General features: G+C 50.0%; 18 protein-coding genes. 9 read left to right on the top strand and 9 right to left on the bottom strand.

Annotated features, from left to right (window positions below):
• Positions 1 to 4 precede the first annotated feature (4 nt).
• Positions 5 to 400 carry a fumarate reductase subunit FrdC gene (gene frdC, locus ACU8YC_RS12555; RefSeq protein WP_151217327.1) on the top strand — a complete coding sequence of 132 codons (396 nt, stop codon included), beginning with the start codon at positions 5 to 7 and terminating at the stop codon, positions 398 to 400.
• A 10-nt stretch (positions 401 to 410) separates the two neighbouring features.
• The gene (frdD, locus tag ACU8YC_RS12550; RefSeq protein WP_103768662.1) at positions 411 to 767 is read left to right on the top strand and encodes a fumarate reductase subunit FrdD; all 357 of its coding nucleotides are present in this window, start codon (positions 411 to 413) and stop codon (positions 765 to 767) included.
• A gap of 40 nt (positions 768 to 807) precedes the next feature.
• Here frdD and ampR read toward each other — a convergent pair whose 3' ends face one another.
• Positions 808 to 1,683, bottom strand: coding sequence for a LysR family transcriptional regulator AmpR (gene ampR / locus ACU8YC_RS12545; protein ID WP_151224455.1), 876 nt, complete (start codon positions 1,681 to 1,683; stop codon positions 808 to 810).
• A 131-nt stretch (positions 1,684 to 1,814) separates the two neighbouring features.
• On the opposite strand from ampR, the gene ACU8YC_RS12540 reads away from it, so the two are divergent.
• Together ACU8YC_RS12540 and ACU8YC_RS12535 are read left to right on the top strand one after the other, a co-directional pair.
• The gene (locus ACU8YC_RS12540) at positions 1,815 to 2,960 is read left to right on the top strand and encodes a class C beta-lactamase CMY-179 (RefSeq protein WP_187259226.1); all 1,146 of its coding nucleotides are present in this window, start codon (positions 1,815 to 1,817) and stop codon (positions 2,958 to 2,960) included.
• A gap of 92 nt (positions 2,961 to 3,052) precedes the next feature.
• The gene (locus ACU8YC_RS12535) at positions 3,053 to 3,586 is read left to right on the top strand and encodes a lipocalin family protein (RefSeq protein WP_446895402.1); all 534 of its coding nucleotides are present in this window, start codon (positions 3,053 to 3,055) and stop codon (positions 3,584 to 3,586) included.
• Here the strand turns inward: ACU8YC_RS12535 and sugE are convergent.
• Complete coding sequence (sugE, locus tag ACU8YC_RS12530; protein ID WP_000118520.1) at positions 3,583 to 3,900, bottom strand: quaternary ammonium compound efflux SMR transporter SugE; 318 nt, start codon at positions 3,898 to 3,900, stop codon at positions 3,583 to 3,585. The genes ACU8YC_RS12535 and sugE overlap by 4 nt on opposite strands.
• 256 nt (positions 3,901 to 4,156) lie before the next feature.
• On the opposite strand from sugE, the gene ACU8YC_RS12525 reads away from it, so the two are divergent.
• Positions 4,157 to 4,756 carry a helix-turn-helix transcriptional regulator gene (locus ACU8YC_RS12525; protein ID WP_151217322.1) on the top strand — a complete coding sequence of 200 codons (600 nt, stop codon included), beginning with the start codon at positions 4,157 to 4,159 and terminating at the stop codon, positions 4,754 to 4,756.
• A gap of 30 nt (positions 4,757 to 4,786) precedes the next feature.
• Here ACU8YC_RS12525 and ecnB read toward each other — a convergent pair whose 3' ends face one another.
• The 3 genes from ecnB to efp all read right to left on the bottom strand — a co-directional run bounded on the left by ecnB (position 4,787) and on the right by efp (position 5,799).
• A complete protein-coding gene (ecnB, locus tag ACU8YC_RS12520) occupies positions 4,787 to 4,933 on the bottom strand; it encodes a lipoprotein toxin entericidin B (protein ID WP_003025482.1) in 147 nt (48 codons plus the stop codon).
• Between the two features lie 107 nt (positions 4,934 to 5,040).
• Complete coding sequence (locus tag ACU8YC_RS12515; RefSeq protein WP_151217320.1) at positions 5,041 to 5,175, bottom strand: entericidin A/B family lipoprotein; 135 nt, start codon at positions 5,173 to 5,175, stop codon at positions 5,041 to 5,043.
• A 57-nt stretch (positions 5,176 to 5,232) separates the two neighbouring features.
• Positions 5,233 to 5,799 (bottom strand): elongation factor P, encoded by a 567-nt coding sequence (efp, locus tag ACU8YC_RS12510; RefSeq protein ID WP_003025478.1) that lies wholly within the window; start codon positions 5,797 to 5,799, stop codon positions 5,233 to 5,235.
• 41 nt (positions 5,800 to 5,840) lie between these two features.
• Between efp and epmB the strand changes: the two genes are divergently transcribed.
• Both epmB and yjeJ read left to right on the top strand, forming a co-directional pair.
• Entirely contained in the window at positions 5,841 to 6,869 is a 1,029-nt protein-coding gene (gene epmB, locus ACU8YC_RS12505; protein WP_151217319.1) for an EF-P beta-lysylation protein EpmB, read from the top strand.
• A gap of 184 nt (positions 6,870 to 7,053) precedes the next feature.
• Positions 7,054 to 7,917 (top strand): YjeJ family protein, encoded by an 864-nt coding sequence (yjeJ, locus tag ACU8YC_RS12500; protein ID WP_446895401.1) that lies wholly within the window; start codon positions 7,054 to 7,056, stop codon positions 7,915 to 7,917.
• A gap of 171 nt (positions 7,918 to 8,088) precedes the next feature.
• Here yjeJ and ACU8YC_RS12495 read toward each other — a convergent pair whose 3' ends face one another.
• The 3 genes from ACU8YC_RS12495 to ACU8YC_RS12485 all read right to left on the bottom strand — a co-directional run bounded on the left by ACU8YC_RS12495 (position 8,089) and on the right by ACU8YC_RS12485 (position 10,560).
• Positions 8,089 to 8,442 (bottom strand): DUF4156 domain-containing protein, encoded by a 354-nt coding sequence (locus tag ACU8YC_RS12495; protein WP_151217317.1) that lies wholly within the window; start codon positions 8,440 to 8,442, stop codon positions 8,089 to 8,091.
• A 134-nt stretch (positions 8,443 to 8,576) separates the two neighbouring features.
• Positions 8,577 to 10,223: a chaperonin GroEL gene (gene groL / locus ACU8YC_RS12490; RefSeq protein WP_003025464.1), complete on the bottom strand. Its 1,647-nt coding sequence runs from the start codon at positions 10,221 to 10,223 to the stop codon at positions 8,577 to 8,579.
• 43 nt (positions 10,224 to 10,266) lie between these two features.
• Positions 10,267 to 10,560 carry a co-chaperone GroES gene (locus ACU8YC_RS12485; protein WP_000027827.1) on the bottom strand — a complete coding sequence of 98 codons (294 nt, stop codon included), beginning with the start codon at positions 10,558 to 10,560 and terminating at the stop codon, positions 10,267 to 10,269.
• A gap of 274 nt (positions 10,561 to 10,834) precedes the next feature.
• Here ACU8YC_RS12485 and yjeH point away from each other — a divergent pair, with 274 nt between their 5' ends.
• Complete coding sequence (gene yjeH, locus ACU8YC_RS12480) at positions 10,835 to 12,082, top strand: L-methionine/branched-chain amino acid transporter (RefSeq protein ID WP_187253589.1); 1,248 nt, start codon at positions 10,835 to 10,837, stop codon at positions 12,080 to 12,082.
• 40 nt (positions 12,083 to 12,122) lie between these two features.
• Here yjeH and ACU8YC_RS12475 read toward each other — a convergent pair whose 3' ends face one another.
• Positions 12,123 to 12,602, bottom strand: coding sequence for an FxsA family protein (locus ACU8YC_RS12475; protein ID WP_151217315.1), 480 nt, complete (start codon positions 12,600 to 12,602; stop codon positions 12,123 to 12,125).
• A 337-nt stretch (positions 12,603 to 12,939) separates the two neighbouring features.
• Here ACU8YC_RS12475 and aspA point away from each other — a divergent pair, with 337 nt between their 5' ends.
• The gene (aspA, locus tag ACU8YC_RS12470) at positions 12,940 to 14,376 is read left to right on the top strand and encodes an aspartate ammonia-lyase (protein WP_016151388.1); all 1,437 of its coding nucleotides are present in this window, start codon (positions 12,940 to 12,942) and stop codon (positions 14,374 to 14,376) included.
• The last annotated feature ends 42 nt before the right edge of the window (positions 14,377 to 14,418 follow it).

The raw sequence follows: 14,418 nt of genomic DNA, 5'->3' as shown, positions 1-14,418 counted from the left end.
CACGATGACGACTAAACGCAAACCCTATGTGCGTCCTATGACGTCCACCTGGTGGAAAAAGCTGCCATTTTATCGTTTTTACATGCTGCGCGAAGGCACGGCAGTTCCGGCAGTCTGGTTCAGCATTGAACTGATTATCGGCCTGTTTGCACTCAAGCATGGTGCAGAGTCCTGGATGGGCTTCGTCGCCTTTTTACAAAACCCGGTGGTGGTGATCCTGAACGTTATCGCCCTGGCAGCAGCGCTGCTGCATACCAAAACCTGGTTTGAGCTGGCGCCTAAAGCCGCCAACATCATCGTAAAAGACGAAAAAATGGGGCCAGAGCCGATCATCAAAGGTCTCTGGGCAGTTACTGTGGTTGCGACAGTAGTAATACTGTTTGTTGCCCTGTTCTGGTAAGGAGTCCGGAATGATTAATCCAAATCCAAAACGCTCTGACGAACCCGTATTCTGGGGCCTGTTTGGTGCAGGCGGTATGTGGAGCGCAATCATTGCGCCAGTGATGATCCTGCTGGTCGGCATTATGCTGCCGCTGGGCTTTGTTCCTGATGCCTTCACCTATGAACGCGTACTGGCATTCGCTCAGAGCTTCATCGGACGTGCGTTTCTGTTCCTGATGATCGTTCTGCCGCTGTGGTGCGGTTTACACCGTATGCACCACGCAATGCATGACCTGAAAATCCACGTGCCTGCTGGCAAATGGGTATTCTACGGCCTGGCAGCGATCCTGACCGTTGTAACGGCGATTGGTATCCTGACCATCTAATCGCATACGTTAATTTCAGGCCCGCCAGTGGCGGGCCTTTTTATTTGTGCAATACCCCGATCAACCAACGTGAAAACTCGCGCATCGCAGGTGTCTCCTGGCGAGATTGCAAACGCGTTATCCAGTAACTCCCCAGATCAATCTGCGTTAAAAACGGCTGGACGATACGTTCACTACTGAGCAAATGCGTGAACATTCTGACTGGGGCGATTGCCACACCAATCCCCGCCTGCGCGGCCTCCAGCATGGTGACGGACGAATCAAACACCACCACGTTGTGCGTCGGTGACGGCGGCGCTTCTCCGACGGCCTGCATCCAAAGCGCCCATTCATCACGCCGATACGATCGCAGTAACGAAAATTTCAGGATGTCCGCAGGTACTTTAATCTGCGAAGCCAATGTCGGTGAACACAGAGGAGACATCAACGCGCTACATAAATATTGCGCATCGGTATCGTGCCAGGCACCACCACCATAGCGAATGGTATAATCCAGCCCCTCGGCAGCGGGATCCACGCGGTTATTATGGGTGGAAATGTGCAAATCAATATGCGGGTAGCTGCGCTTAAATTCGCTCAGCAGAGGGAAAAGACAGCCGACCGCAAAAGTCCCTACCACGCCAATTTTAAGTTTTTCCTGAGTCTGTTGAGTGGCAAAACGATCCAGCATCCCCGCCATACGATCGAAAGAGTCATTAAGTACAGGTAACAGACTTTCTCCTTCAGTCGTCAGCATTAACCCACGAGAACCACGCACGAAAAGCTGACAATTCAGCTGCTGCTCTAGTGATTTTACATGCTGGCTAATTGCAGAATGCGTCACGTTGAGTTCAATCGCAGCACGGGTCAAACTGAGATGTCTGGCCGCGGCTTCAAAAGCACGCAGCGAGTTTAGAGGGATATAGCGACGCGTCATCATCTGGCCTGTTAGAAAAACTTATATCTGCTGCTAAATTTAACCGTTTGTCAACACGATGCAAATCAAACACACTGATTGCGTCTGACGGGCCCGGACACTCTTTCGCTTTTTATAACGGAACTGATTTCATGATGAAAAAATCAATATGCTGCGCGTTGCTGCTGACAGCCTCTTTCTCAACGTTTGCCGCGTCAAAAACAGAACAACACATTGCCGATATCGTCAATCGCACCATCACACCGCTGATGCAAGAACAGGCTATTCCGGGTATGGCCGTGGCGATTATCTACCAGGGGAAACCGTATTACTTTACCTGGGGTAAAGCCGATATCGCCAATAACCGTCCCGTTACTCAGCAAACACTGTTTGAACTTGGCTCGGTCAGTAAGACGTTCAACGGCGTGTTGGGTGGCGATGCTATCGCCCGCGGCGAAATCAAGCTCAGCGATCCGGTCACGCAATACTGGCCAGAATTGACGGGCAAACAATGGCGGGGTATCAGCATGCTGCACTTAGCCACCTATACGGCGGGTGGTCTGCCGCTTCAGATCCCCGACGACGTTACGGATAAAGCCGCATTACTGCGCTTTTATCAAAACTGGCAGCCGCAATGGGCTCCAGGTGCTAAACGTCTCTATGCTAACTCCAGTATTGGCCTGTTTGGCGCACTAGCGGTGAAACCTTCAGGGATGAGCTATGAAGAGGCGCTAACCAGACGCGTCCTGCAGCCTTTAAAACTGGCGCATACCTGGATTACGGTTCCACAGAGCGAACAAAAAGATTATGCCTGGGGCTATCGCGAAGGAAAGCCAGTGCATGTTTCCCCCGGACAACTTGATGCCGAAGCCTATGGCGTGAAATCCAGCGTCGTCGATATGACTCGTTGGGTTCAGGCCAACATGGACGCCAGCCAGGTTAAGGAGAAAACGCTCCAGCAGGGCATTGAGCTTGCGCAATCACGTTACTGGCGTATTGGCGATATGTATCAGGGACTGGGCTGGGAGATGCTTAACTGGCCGGTGAAAGCCGACTCGATAATCAGCGGTAGCGACAGCAAAGTAGCGCTGGCAGCACTTCCCGCCGTTGAGGTAAATCCGCCAGCCCCGGCCGTGAAAGCCTCATGGGTGCATAAAACAGGGTCTACTGGCGGATTTGGCAGCTACGTTGCCTTCGTGCCAGAAAAAAAACTTGGCATCGTGATGCTGGCAAACAAAAGCTACCCTAACCCGGCTCGCGTAGAGGCCGCCTGGCGCATCCTGGAAAAGTTGCAATAACTGACAAAGAGGTCCGGTAAACCGGACCTCCATTCTTGATCTTTTTTTCCTGCTGTCATCTACACTTAACAAAAAACAGTAAGGAAAACACTATGCGCATTCTGCCCATCGTTGCTGCAGTTACGGCTGCATTTCTGGTTGTTGCTTGCAGTACCCCTACACCGCCGAAAGGCGTTACCGTGGTGAATAACTTTGATGCCAAACGCTATCTGGGCACCTGGTATGAAATTGCGCGTTTCGACCATCGATTCGAGCGTGGACTGGAAAAAGTGACCGCAACCTACAGCCTGCGCGACGATGGCGGCATCAATGTGATCAACAAGGGCTATAACCCTGACAGGGAAATGTGGCAGAAAACCGAGGGTAAAGCCTATTTCACCGGCGATCCAAACCGCGCTGCGCTCAAGGTCTCGTTCTTTGGCCCTTTCTATGGCGGGTATAACGTGATTGCGCTCGACAGGGAATATCGTCACGCGCTGGTTTGCGGGCCGGATCGCGACTACCTGTGGATCCTTTCACGGACCCCGACTATTTCAGACGAAATAAAACAGCAAATGTTGGCTGTCGCGACCCGGGAAGGGTTTGAGGTAAATAAACTGATTTGGGTAAAACAACCAGGCGCTTAGTGGGTGCTCAGCTTCAGGCCAATAATGCCGGCAACAATCAGCCCGAGGCTCAGTAAACGCGCCGGGCTGGCAGACTCACCCAGCAGCAGAATCCCGGTAATTGCTGCGCCAACTGCGCCAATACCGGTCCATACGGCATAAGCGGTCCCGACAGGCAACGTACGCATTGCCCAGGATAGCATGGCGATGCTGACGATCATCGCCGCAATGGTAATAATGCTTGGCGTCAAACGCGTAAAACCGTGGGTATATTTCAGGCCAATCGCCCAGACAACTTCGAGCAGACCTGCAATTAATAAAACGATCCAGGACATATCAGGCTCCAGAACAATGGGGCCGTCCCCGGTGAAAGAAGCGTTTGCAGGTCGTCCTGCAAAGCTGATGTGTGAAATGGCATTTTTGCCCGGAAGAAAATGAATTTCAACCTTTTTATTCGCAACCTACTAAAAGCAAGAATTAAGCATAATTAGCGGCGTAGTTCCCGCGTTTGGCGCTCATCGGAGTTCTCTATGATGAAGGGCTTTCTGAATCCAGAAAGTCGATTGCCTCTCTTCTGAATGCGAAAAGGTTATGCTTAAAATTTTAGTGATTGACCGGTGCCACTATACTCGCACAGGGATTGAGGCCTTGCTTAATCATTCCGGCAGGTTCAGCTCCTCATTTCTGGTATCAGGAATAAATAACCTCCTGTTAGCAAAAGAGCATATTTTGCAGTGGAAGCCGCATCTGGTGATCGCGGATTTATACAGTTTTATTAGCGAGACGCATCCCAGCCCGCCAATTACGCCCTTTTTTATGAGCTGCGGCGTCGTTCCGCTGATTTTATTGCAATCAGCTGACAGATTACATCCCTCTCTTGCTTCCCCTCAATCCGTCGCCCATTCGGTTTTAACTAAGCACGCCACTCTGAACGCACTTTCGAACACCATTCAGGAGGCGCTCCAGGTTCGTCCCACCTTAGAAATCGGCGAAAACGCGTCTCCGCTGCTTACGCCCCAGGAAGAGAAAGTATTATCGATGTGGATGGATGGTGTGAGTAACAATGCGATAGCTGCCGCCCTCAGCATTCATGGCAAGACAGTCTACACCTATAAACGGAATATCCGCATGAAACTGCACCTGGGGAATCGATTCTCGCCGTTTCTCTCACTAGCCGAGAAAGGTAATTAACGGTACGACACAACGTCGTACCGTTGATGGTCATTGCTGAGCTTTTGTCGCTGCACCAGAGATGGCGCTACCGCCTTCAGAAATATCCTGCCCTACGCCTCGCGTGGTGTTACACGCGGTTAATACAGAAGAAAGTACCAACACAGAAAAGATCGCAGCAATTGTCTTCTTAACCATAACGTCTTCCTTTTCTAGCCAATATTGTTTGTGTATAGCTACTTAATAATAGACAAGATCCGCAAGGATGATGGATAAACAACCATTTTTAAGACTATGAGAGAGGATTAGCTGGCGGCGTGAGAGATTGAACTGCCAAGATGTTTGATGTCTTCACCAAAGCCGCGCGCGGTATTACACCCCGTCAACAAGGTGCAGGTGAAAGAAATGAGCATTACAAGACCGAGAAGACGTTTCATCATTCCTGCCCTGGAAAAAGTATGGCGCAGTAACCTGCGCCATATAATCAATGAGATATCTTATTTTACGCGAGAAACGTATTCGCCTGAGCGAGTATCCACTTTGATCACTTCGCCGATCTGTACGAACAGCGGAACTTTAACGACTGCGCCGGTGGACAAGGTAGCCGGTTTGCCGCCAGTACCTGCGGTATCACCTTTCAGACCTGGGTCGGTTTCAACAACTTCCAGCTCAACGAAGTTCGGCGGAGTCACGGAGATCGGCTGACCGTTCCACAGGGTCACGATGCATTCAGCCTGGTCCAGTAGCCATTTGGCGTTATCGCCTACCGCTTTCTCGTCTGCAGCCAGCTGTTCGAAAGTGGTGTTATTCATAAAGTGCCAGAACTCACCGTCGCTATACAGGAAGGTCAGGTTCATGTCAGCTACGTCTGCGCCTTCAGCGGAGTCAGTAGACTTGAAGGTTTTCTCTACACGAGTACCGGTCAGCAGGCGACGCAGCTTAACGCGCGCAAATGCCTGGCCTTTACCTGGTTTAACGAATTCGCTGGCTTCAACCGCATAAGGTTCGCCGTCCAACATGATTTTAAGACCAGCACGAAAATCGTTGCTATAGTACGTTGCCATAAGGCCCTCTGAAAATTGTTAACTGGTAGCTAAGCCACAAAATGGCGCATATTGTAACCCTAAATACCCCATCCAGAGAAGATTGGTTATCGCAACTTGCCGATGTTGTGACCGATCCTGATGAACTTCTGCATCTTTTGAATATAGACGCAGATGAAAAACTGTTGGCCGGACGCGACGCGAGACGGCTTTTCGCCCTGCGCGTACCACGTACGTTTATTGCCCGCATGGAAAAAGGCAATCCGGACGATCCTCTTCTGCGTCAGGTACTGACTTCTCAGGAAGAGTTCGTTTCTGCACCTGGCTACTCCACCGATCCACTGGAGGAACAGCACAGCGTGGTTCCCGGTCTGCTGCATAAATATCGCAACCGTGCGCTGCTGTTGGTTAAAGGTGGTTGTGCAGTAAATTGTCGCTATTGCTTCCGTCGACACTTCCCGTACGCTGAAAACCAGGGCAATAAGCGCAACTGGCAGGTCGCTCTGGACTACATTAGCGCACATCCTGAGCTGGATGAGATTATCTTCTCCGGTGGCGATCCGTTAATGGCTAAAGACCATGAACTGGACTGGCTGCTCACGCAACTGGAAGACATCCCGCATATTAAGCGTCTGCGTATTCACAGCCGTTTGCCGATTGTTATCCCAGCACGTATTACTGAAGGACTGATCGAACGTTTTGCGCACTCTTCCCTGCAAATTCTGCTGGTCAATCACATTAACCACGCGAATGAAGTCGATGAGACATTTCGCCAGGCGATGGTCAGACTGCGTGCTGCAGGCGTCACGCTTCTCAACCAAAGCGTACTGCTGCGTGACGTGAACGATAACGCACAAACGCTGGCCAACCTGAGTAACGCGCTGTTTGATGCCGGTGTGATGCCCTATTACCTGCACGTACTGGATAAAGTGCAGGGTGCCGCCCACTTTATGGTCAGCGACGATGAAGCGCGTCGTATTATGCGTGAGCTGCTGACACTGGTTTCCGGCTATATGGTCCCTAAACTGGCACGTGAAATTGGTGGAGAACCAAGTAAAACACCGTTGGATCTGCAGTTACGCCAACAATAGTCATTATTGAGTGTCCGATTTCGGACACTCGCTATCGATCGCGATTATTTACTATCCCTGTAGGTGGAGTCGCACTTTTAATATGTGCTATTTTAACTCGCGGCGCGCAATTTATTATTTGCAAAACATATAAATCAGGTCAAATCTAGATTTTTAATAAATATATGGTTAGGGAGAACCTTTGATGACTATCAGTATTAAAGGTATTAATACCGGCGTTATTCGTCAGAAGAATGAATTTGTTGCTTTGGCATTGAAGATTAAAGAACCAAGAAATAAAGAGTCGTTATTTTTTCTCTCTCCGCTTGGACTAAGAGATCTGCTTATCGCGCTCGAGAGCAGACTCTATACAAAGCACCAGCTTAGCGAAGACGCTCGTTTGCAATATGAAAAAGAACGTGACAAAGCCAGCAAAAAAATGCACGAAAATATCCCTTTAATTCAGGAAGATGAGTTAAGGAACGCGGATATTAACTTTCGCATAAATTCGCTCATGTTAGTGAATAATAAAGGGGAATACTTAACATTTTCTCTGACGTTGCATGACGGAAAAACGCACGAACTACGGGTTAATGAATTACAGATTCAAGTGCTGGTCCATGCAATTATTCATGCAATAAATAATGCAGGCATGCGGGAGTTGGCGCTACGAATTACATCACTACTGGATTTTCTGCCGCTGTATGATGTTGATTGCCAGCAAAACGACAATCTTGAATACGACTCTTATACACAACCAGAATGGAAGCATAACCTGTTTAATCATTATCTGGCGATTATCTATCGTTATAAGGATGAAAAAGGGAAAGTCCAGTTCTGTGGATCGGTAGTAAAAACTCGCGCCCTTTCCGGCAGCAAAGAAGCCGAAGCCATTACTCGTCGTCTTCTCGATTTCAGCCCTCGGCTGAAAAAAATAGCGGGCGTACCCTGTCAGGTATTTGTCAGAACGTTGACGAGTGATAAGGCGCAAAAGCTCACTCAGGATCAATGCTTGCGCGCACTACATCATTTACGCGTCCAGTCTGCGCAAAAAGTTCAGAATGCCTGATGGCGTTGCGCTTATCAGGCCTATGACCAAGCGAATTTGGTAAGTGCTTTTCATTACGCAAAATCATTCAATCTGCATCACGGCGGCAAGCAAAGAGATCCCCAGGAGCATAGATAGCTATGTGACTGGGGTTTCATAGCGCAGCCAACAAGGAGGCAGGATGAAGTGTAATCAATTAGGGCACTTATAAACCTGGCCAGTCATCTCACTGGCAGTAGGAACAAAGCTGGAAAGCATTCCTTGTGATGGGCTGCTGACGCCATAAATCACGTTACCACCCATTGCTGCGGCCTGGTTACGCAGATCGTTTGCGGCACCACGCATTGAACCACCCTCTTCGCCGTGCTGGCCAGAAAGCCAGTTACTTTGTTTGCCGGTTGCGGTGCCAATCAGTTGACACTCTGCGCCAGGCTTGTCTTCGACAAAGCGTACGCTTTGTCCGGCAGAACTCAGTTCGTTGCTGGAGCTACAACCCGCCATCAGTAGCGCGGCACCAACGATCCCTGCTAAATATTTCACGTGCATGTCATTCCCCATAATCAATTAGCTGGACGTTATGTCCGTAGCTGAATCATATACTAAAAAGATGACCAAAAGAAAAACCCCCGGACATTTCTGCCCAGGGGTTTCTCAATTCTGAGAGATTCAGAACAACATGATTACATCATGCCGCCCATACCGCCCATGCCGCCCATACCACCAGCAGCACCTAAGTCAGGCGCATCGCCTTTCGGCAGGTCGGTAACCATGCACTCGGTGGTGATCATCAGACCCGCAACAGAAGCAGCGTACTGCAGAGCAGAACGCGTTACTTTGGTTGGATCCAGGATACCCATGTCGATCATGTTGCCGTACTCTTCAGTTGCAGCGTTGTAGCCGTAGTTACCGTCGCCCGCTTTCACGGTGTTAGCCACTACAGAAGGTTCTTCGCCGCAGTTCAGCACGATTTGACGCAGCGGGGATTCCATTGCGCGCAGCGCAACTTTAATACCAACGTTCTGGTCTTCGTTCTGGCCTTTCAGGCCGGCAATTTTGCTTGCTACACGGATCAGCGCAACACCACCACCAGCAACCACGCCTTCTTCTACCGCAGCACGGGTCGCGTGCAGGGCATCTTCAACGCGGGCTTTCTTCTCTTTCATTTCAACTTCAGTCGCAGCACCTACTTTGATAACTGCAACGCCGCCTGCCAGTTTCGCTACGCGCTCCTGCAGTTTTTCACGGTCGTAGTCGGAAGTTGCTTCTTCGATCTGCTGACGAATCTGAGTCACGCGACCCTGGATTGCAGCTTCGTCACCCACGCCATCGATGATGGTGGTGGTGTCTTTGTTGATAACAACGCGTTTAGCCTGACCCAGATCTTCCAGAGTTGCTTTTTCCAGCTCCATACCGATCTCTTCAGAGATAACGGTACCACCGGTCAGGGTAGCGATATCCTGCAGCATCGCTTTACGACGGTCACCGAAGCCTGGTGCTTTAACCGCAGCCACTTTCACGATACCGCGCATGGTGTTAACAACCAGAGTTGCCAGCGCCTCGCCTTCAACATCTTCAGCGATGATCAGCAGCGGTTTGCCTGCTTTCGCAACGGCTTCCAGAACCGGCAGCATTTCGCGGATGTTGGAGATTTTCTTATCAGCCAGCAGGATGAACGGGCTTTCCAGTTCTACTGCGCCAGTTTCCGGCTTGTTGATGAAGTAAGGAGACAGGTAGCCACGGTCGAACTGCATACCTTCAACCACGTCCAGTTCATCCTGCAGACCGGTACCGTCTTCAACGGTGATCACGCCTTCTTTACCGACTTTGTCCATCGCTTCAGCGATCAGTTTACCTACGGTTTCGTCGGAGTTAGCGGAGATAGTACCAACCTGAGCAATAGCTTTAGAGTCGGAGCACGGTACGGACAGTGCTTTCAGTTCTTCAACGGCAGCAGCGACAGCTTTGTCGATACCACGTTTCAGATCCATCGGGTTCATGCCCGCAGCAACGGCTTTCAGACCTTCAGTGATGATGGACTGAGCCAGTACGGTTGCGGTGGTGGTACCGTCGCCTGCAGCGTCGTTCGCTTTAGAGGCAACTTCTTTCACCATCTGCGCACCCATGTTTTCGAACTTGTCTTCCAGTTCGATTTCACGTGCTACGGAAACACCATCTTTAGTGATGGTCGGTGCACCGAAAGATTTATCCAGAACTACGTTACGGCCTTTTGGACCGAGGGTAACTTTCACTGCATCTGCCAGTACATTTACGCCGCGCAGCATTTTCACACGAGCGTCGTTACCGAATTTTACGTCTTTAGCTGCCATTTTCTCTTTCCCTTAAATTCGTATGTTCAGTGTCGTTCGCGGATTAGGCTTCAACAATTGCCAGGATGTCGCTTTCAGACATGATCAACACTTCTTCATTGTCGATCTTCTCAGATTTAACACCGTAGCCATCGTTGAAAATAACGATATCGCCGACTTTAACGTCCAGCGGCTGTACGGTACCGTTGTCCAGGATGCGACCCTTACCGACAGCGATGATTTCGCCACGAGTTGATTTACCTGCTGCAGAACCGGTCAGTACGATGCCACCAGCAGATTTAGATTCAACTTCTTTACGTTTGACGATCACACGATCATGTAACGGACGAATACTCATTGATAGCTCTCCTTTGAGAAAGTCTTTATCAGTTATGGGTGACGCCGGCCCGTAAACGGTTTCCCGGCTAGTGACCAGAGAGATGGGGATGGGGTTTTGTGCCTTCAAGGGGGCAAGCGAAAAAAAATTTTTATCAGCAGAAAATCCCGTCAAAACGCCGACGCGCCTCACATTTCATAACGATTTCAGCCGCGTCGTCATAAGCAAATCCGATTGTGATACCATCAAAAATCTGCGCTGTAGCCCGTCATTGGGCATAACCGGATAACAACTTATGAGCGGACTGAAACAAGAGCTGGGACTGGCTCAGGGCGTTGGCCTGTTGTCGACATCATTGTTAGGTACAGGCGTTTTCGCCGTCCCTGCGCTGGCTGCGCTGGTGGCCGGCAACAACAGTTTGTGGGCCTGGCCGGTGCTGATTGTTTTAGTTTTTCCCGTGGCGATTGTCTTTGCCATACTGGGTCGCCATTTTCCCAGCGCGGGCGGCGTAGCGCATTTTGTCGGCATGGCCTTTGGCTCACGCCTGGAGCGCGTCACCGGATGGCTGTTTTTATCGGTGATTCCCGTCGGCTTGCCCGCGGCATTACACATCGCCGCCGGATTTGGCCAGGCGATGTTTGGCTGGCATGACGAGCAACTGCTGTTGGCGGAACTCGGTACGCTGGGATTGGTTTGGTATATCGGCTCTCGCGGCGCAAGCTCCAGCGCGAATCTGCAAACGGTCATTGCCGGACTGATTGTTGCCCTCATTGTCGCTATCTGGTGGGCGGGCGATCTGAAACCTGGCGAAATCCCCTTCCCTGCGATTAGCGATATTGAACTACCCGGGCTATTCGCCGCGCTGTCGGTGATGTTCTGGTGTTTTGTTGGCCTTGAAGCCTTTGCTCATCTGGCGTCTGAATTCAAAAATCCTGAGCGGGATTTCCCGCGCGCGCTAATGATAGGTCTGCTGCTGGCGGGCTCTGTTTATTGGGCATGCACCGTCGTCGTGCTTCATTTTGGCGCCTACGGCGAACAGATGGCGGCAGCGGCATCACTGCCAGAGATCGTCGTGCAGCTGTTTGGCGTACAGGCACTGTGGGTCGCCTGCATCATTGGTTATCTGGCCTGTTTTGCCAGCCTTAACATTTATATTCAAAGCTTCGCCCGGCTGGTCTGGTCGCAAGCACAGTATAAACCGGAGAGTCATCTGGCACGTCTGTCTCCCCGTCACCTTCCACGCAATGCGCTAAACGCCGTATTGGGCTGCTGCGTGGTGAGTACCTTGTGCATCTATATGCTGCAAATCAATCTCGATGCGTTAATCGTCTATGCCAACGGCATTTTTATTATGATTTACCTGCTGTGCATGCTGGCGGGATGTCGATTACTGAAAGGGCATTACCGCGCACTGGCAGTCATTGGCGGTCTGCTGTGTCTACTGCTACTGACGATGGTTGGCTGGAAGAGCCTGTACGCCCTGATTATGCTGGCTGGGCTGTGGCTGTTTTTACCGAGTCGGAAAATGGCTGAGGCCAAATAAGCAATAAAAAAGCCCGGTAGTACTTACCGGGCCTGCGGGGTCAGTCTCGACGATCGTCGTCTTTATGATCAAGACGGTTGCGCTCATCGTCTTTACGCTGAAATTCACCGTCGAAGGTCTCACCGCCACCGGTTCCAGCACTAAAACCGCCACCCGGCATCCGCGAAAAACGTAAATGCGGCAGCAGTTTCATCGTCAGATGTTTTTGCACCGGAGGTAATAAAAGGAGAAGACCGAGGAAATCGGTGAAAAAGCCGGGCAGCACCAACAGCAAACCAGCGATAATCAGCGACACGCTTTTGATCATTTCTGCAGCCGGACTTTCACCAGCCGCCATTTTTTGTTGCATCAGTAAAAAGTTCTTAAATCCCTGGTTACGAACCAGTGACATACCGATAACCGACGTAAAAATAACCAAAATCAGCGTCATCAGGACACCAAATACATGGGCGACCTGAATAAAAATGGATATCTCTATGTAAACATAGAGAAAAATGGCAATTAGTGGTATCCAGCGCAAGGGGATCTCCTGTTAATAACAGTCGTTTTTTTCAACGCCTGTACGAAAATTATGTGACTCGCATCGGTTTGATATTGTGGTGGTTAGCAAAATTTCAAGCGGCTTGTACACTAATATTTAGGGTTAATCACAAAGGGGTGATCCATTTCACAGAATAATAAATAAGGGGTAAATTCCACGCTTTAAGTGATCCAGATTACGGTAGAAATCCTGAACCAGCATATGATCTCGAGTATCAGACCGATGCAGGGGATAATCGTCGGTCGAGAAACAATCGAAATCACATATATCCTGTGTGTTTAGTCAAATCATTGGCAGCTTGAAAAAGAAGGTTCACATGTTAAACAACATTCGTATCGAAGAAGACTTGTTGGGTACCAGGGAAGTTCCAGCGGACGCCTACTACGGTGTTCACACTCTGAGAGCGATTGAAAACTTCTACATTAGCAACAACAAAATCAGCGACATTCCTGAATTTGTTCGCGGTATGGTAATGGTTAAAAAGGCAGCGGCAATGGCCAACAAAGAGCTGCAAACCATTCCTAAGAGTGTGGCAAATGCCATCATCGCGGCGTGTGATGAAGTCCTGAATAACGGAAAATGCATGGATCAATTCCCGGTAGACGTTTACCAGGGTGGTGCGGGTACCTCCGTCAACATGAACACCAACGAAGTGCTGGCCAATATCGGTCTGGAACTGATGGGTCACCAGAAAGGTGAATATCAGTACCTGAACCCGAACGACCACGTTAACAAATGTCAGTCTACCAACGACGCTTACCCAACCGGCTTCCGTATCGCTGTTTACGCATCCATCATCAAACTGATTGATGCTCTGAACCAACTGCGTGAAGGCTTCGAACAAAAAGCTGTTGAATTCCAGGACATCCTGAAAATGGGTCGTACCCAGTTGCAAGATGCTGTACCGATGACTCTCGGTCAGGAATTCCATGCTTTCAGCGTACTGTTGAAAGAAGAAGTGAAAAACATTAGTCGTACCGCAGAACTGCTGCTGGAAGTTAACCTCGGCGCAACGGCAATCGGTACAGGTCTGAACACGCCGAAAGAATATTCCCCGCTGGCAGTACAGAAACTGGCTGAAGTCACTGGCTTCGCTTGTGTTCCTGCTGAAGACCTGATTGAAGCGACGTCTGACTGCGGCGCATACGTTATGGTGCACGGCGCACTGAAACGTCTGGCTGTTAAGATGTCCAAAATCTGTAACGACCTGCGTTTACTCTCCTCTGGCCCACGTGCTGGTCTGAACGAGATCAACCTGCCAGAACTGCAGGCGGGTTCTTCTATCATGCCAGCAAAAGTGAACCCGGTTGTTCCGGAAGTCGTAAACCAGGTGTGCTTCAAAGTCATCGGTAACGACATCACTGTCACCATGGCATCTGAAGCGGGTCAGCTGCAGCTGAACGTAATGGAACCGGTCATTGGCCAGGCAATGTTTGAATCCATTCACATTCTGAGCAATGCTTGCTACAACCTGCTGGAAAAATGCGTTAGTGGTATCACTGCTAACAAAGAAGTCTGTGAAGCGTTTGTATTCAACTCCATCGGCATCGTTACTTACCTCAACCCGTTCATCGGTCACCACAACGGCGACATCGTCGGTAAAATTTGTGCCGAAACCGGTAAGAGCGTACGTGAAGTTGTCCTGGAACGCGGTCTGTTGACCGAGTCTGAACTGGACGATATCTTCTCTGCACAGAACCTGATGCACCCTGCTTATAAAGCAAAACGTTATACTGATGAAAGCGAACAGTAATCGTGTAGGGTAGTACCGGAGAAGGCACGTCATGATGACGTG

The sequence above is a fragment of the Citrobacter sp. VF227 genome, assembly GCF_052950715.1.
Note: the sequence above shows the minus strand (reverse complement) of the source record. Positions and strands in the feature narration are given on the sequence as shown.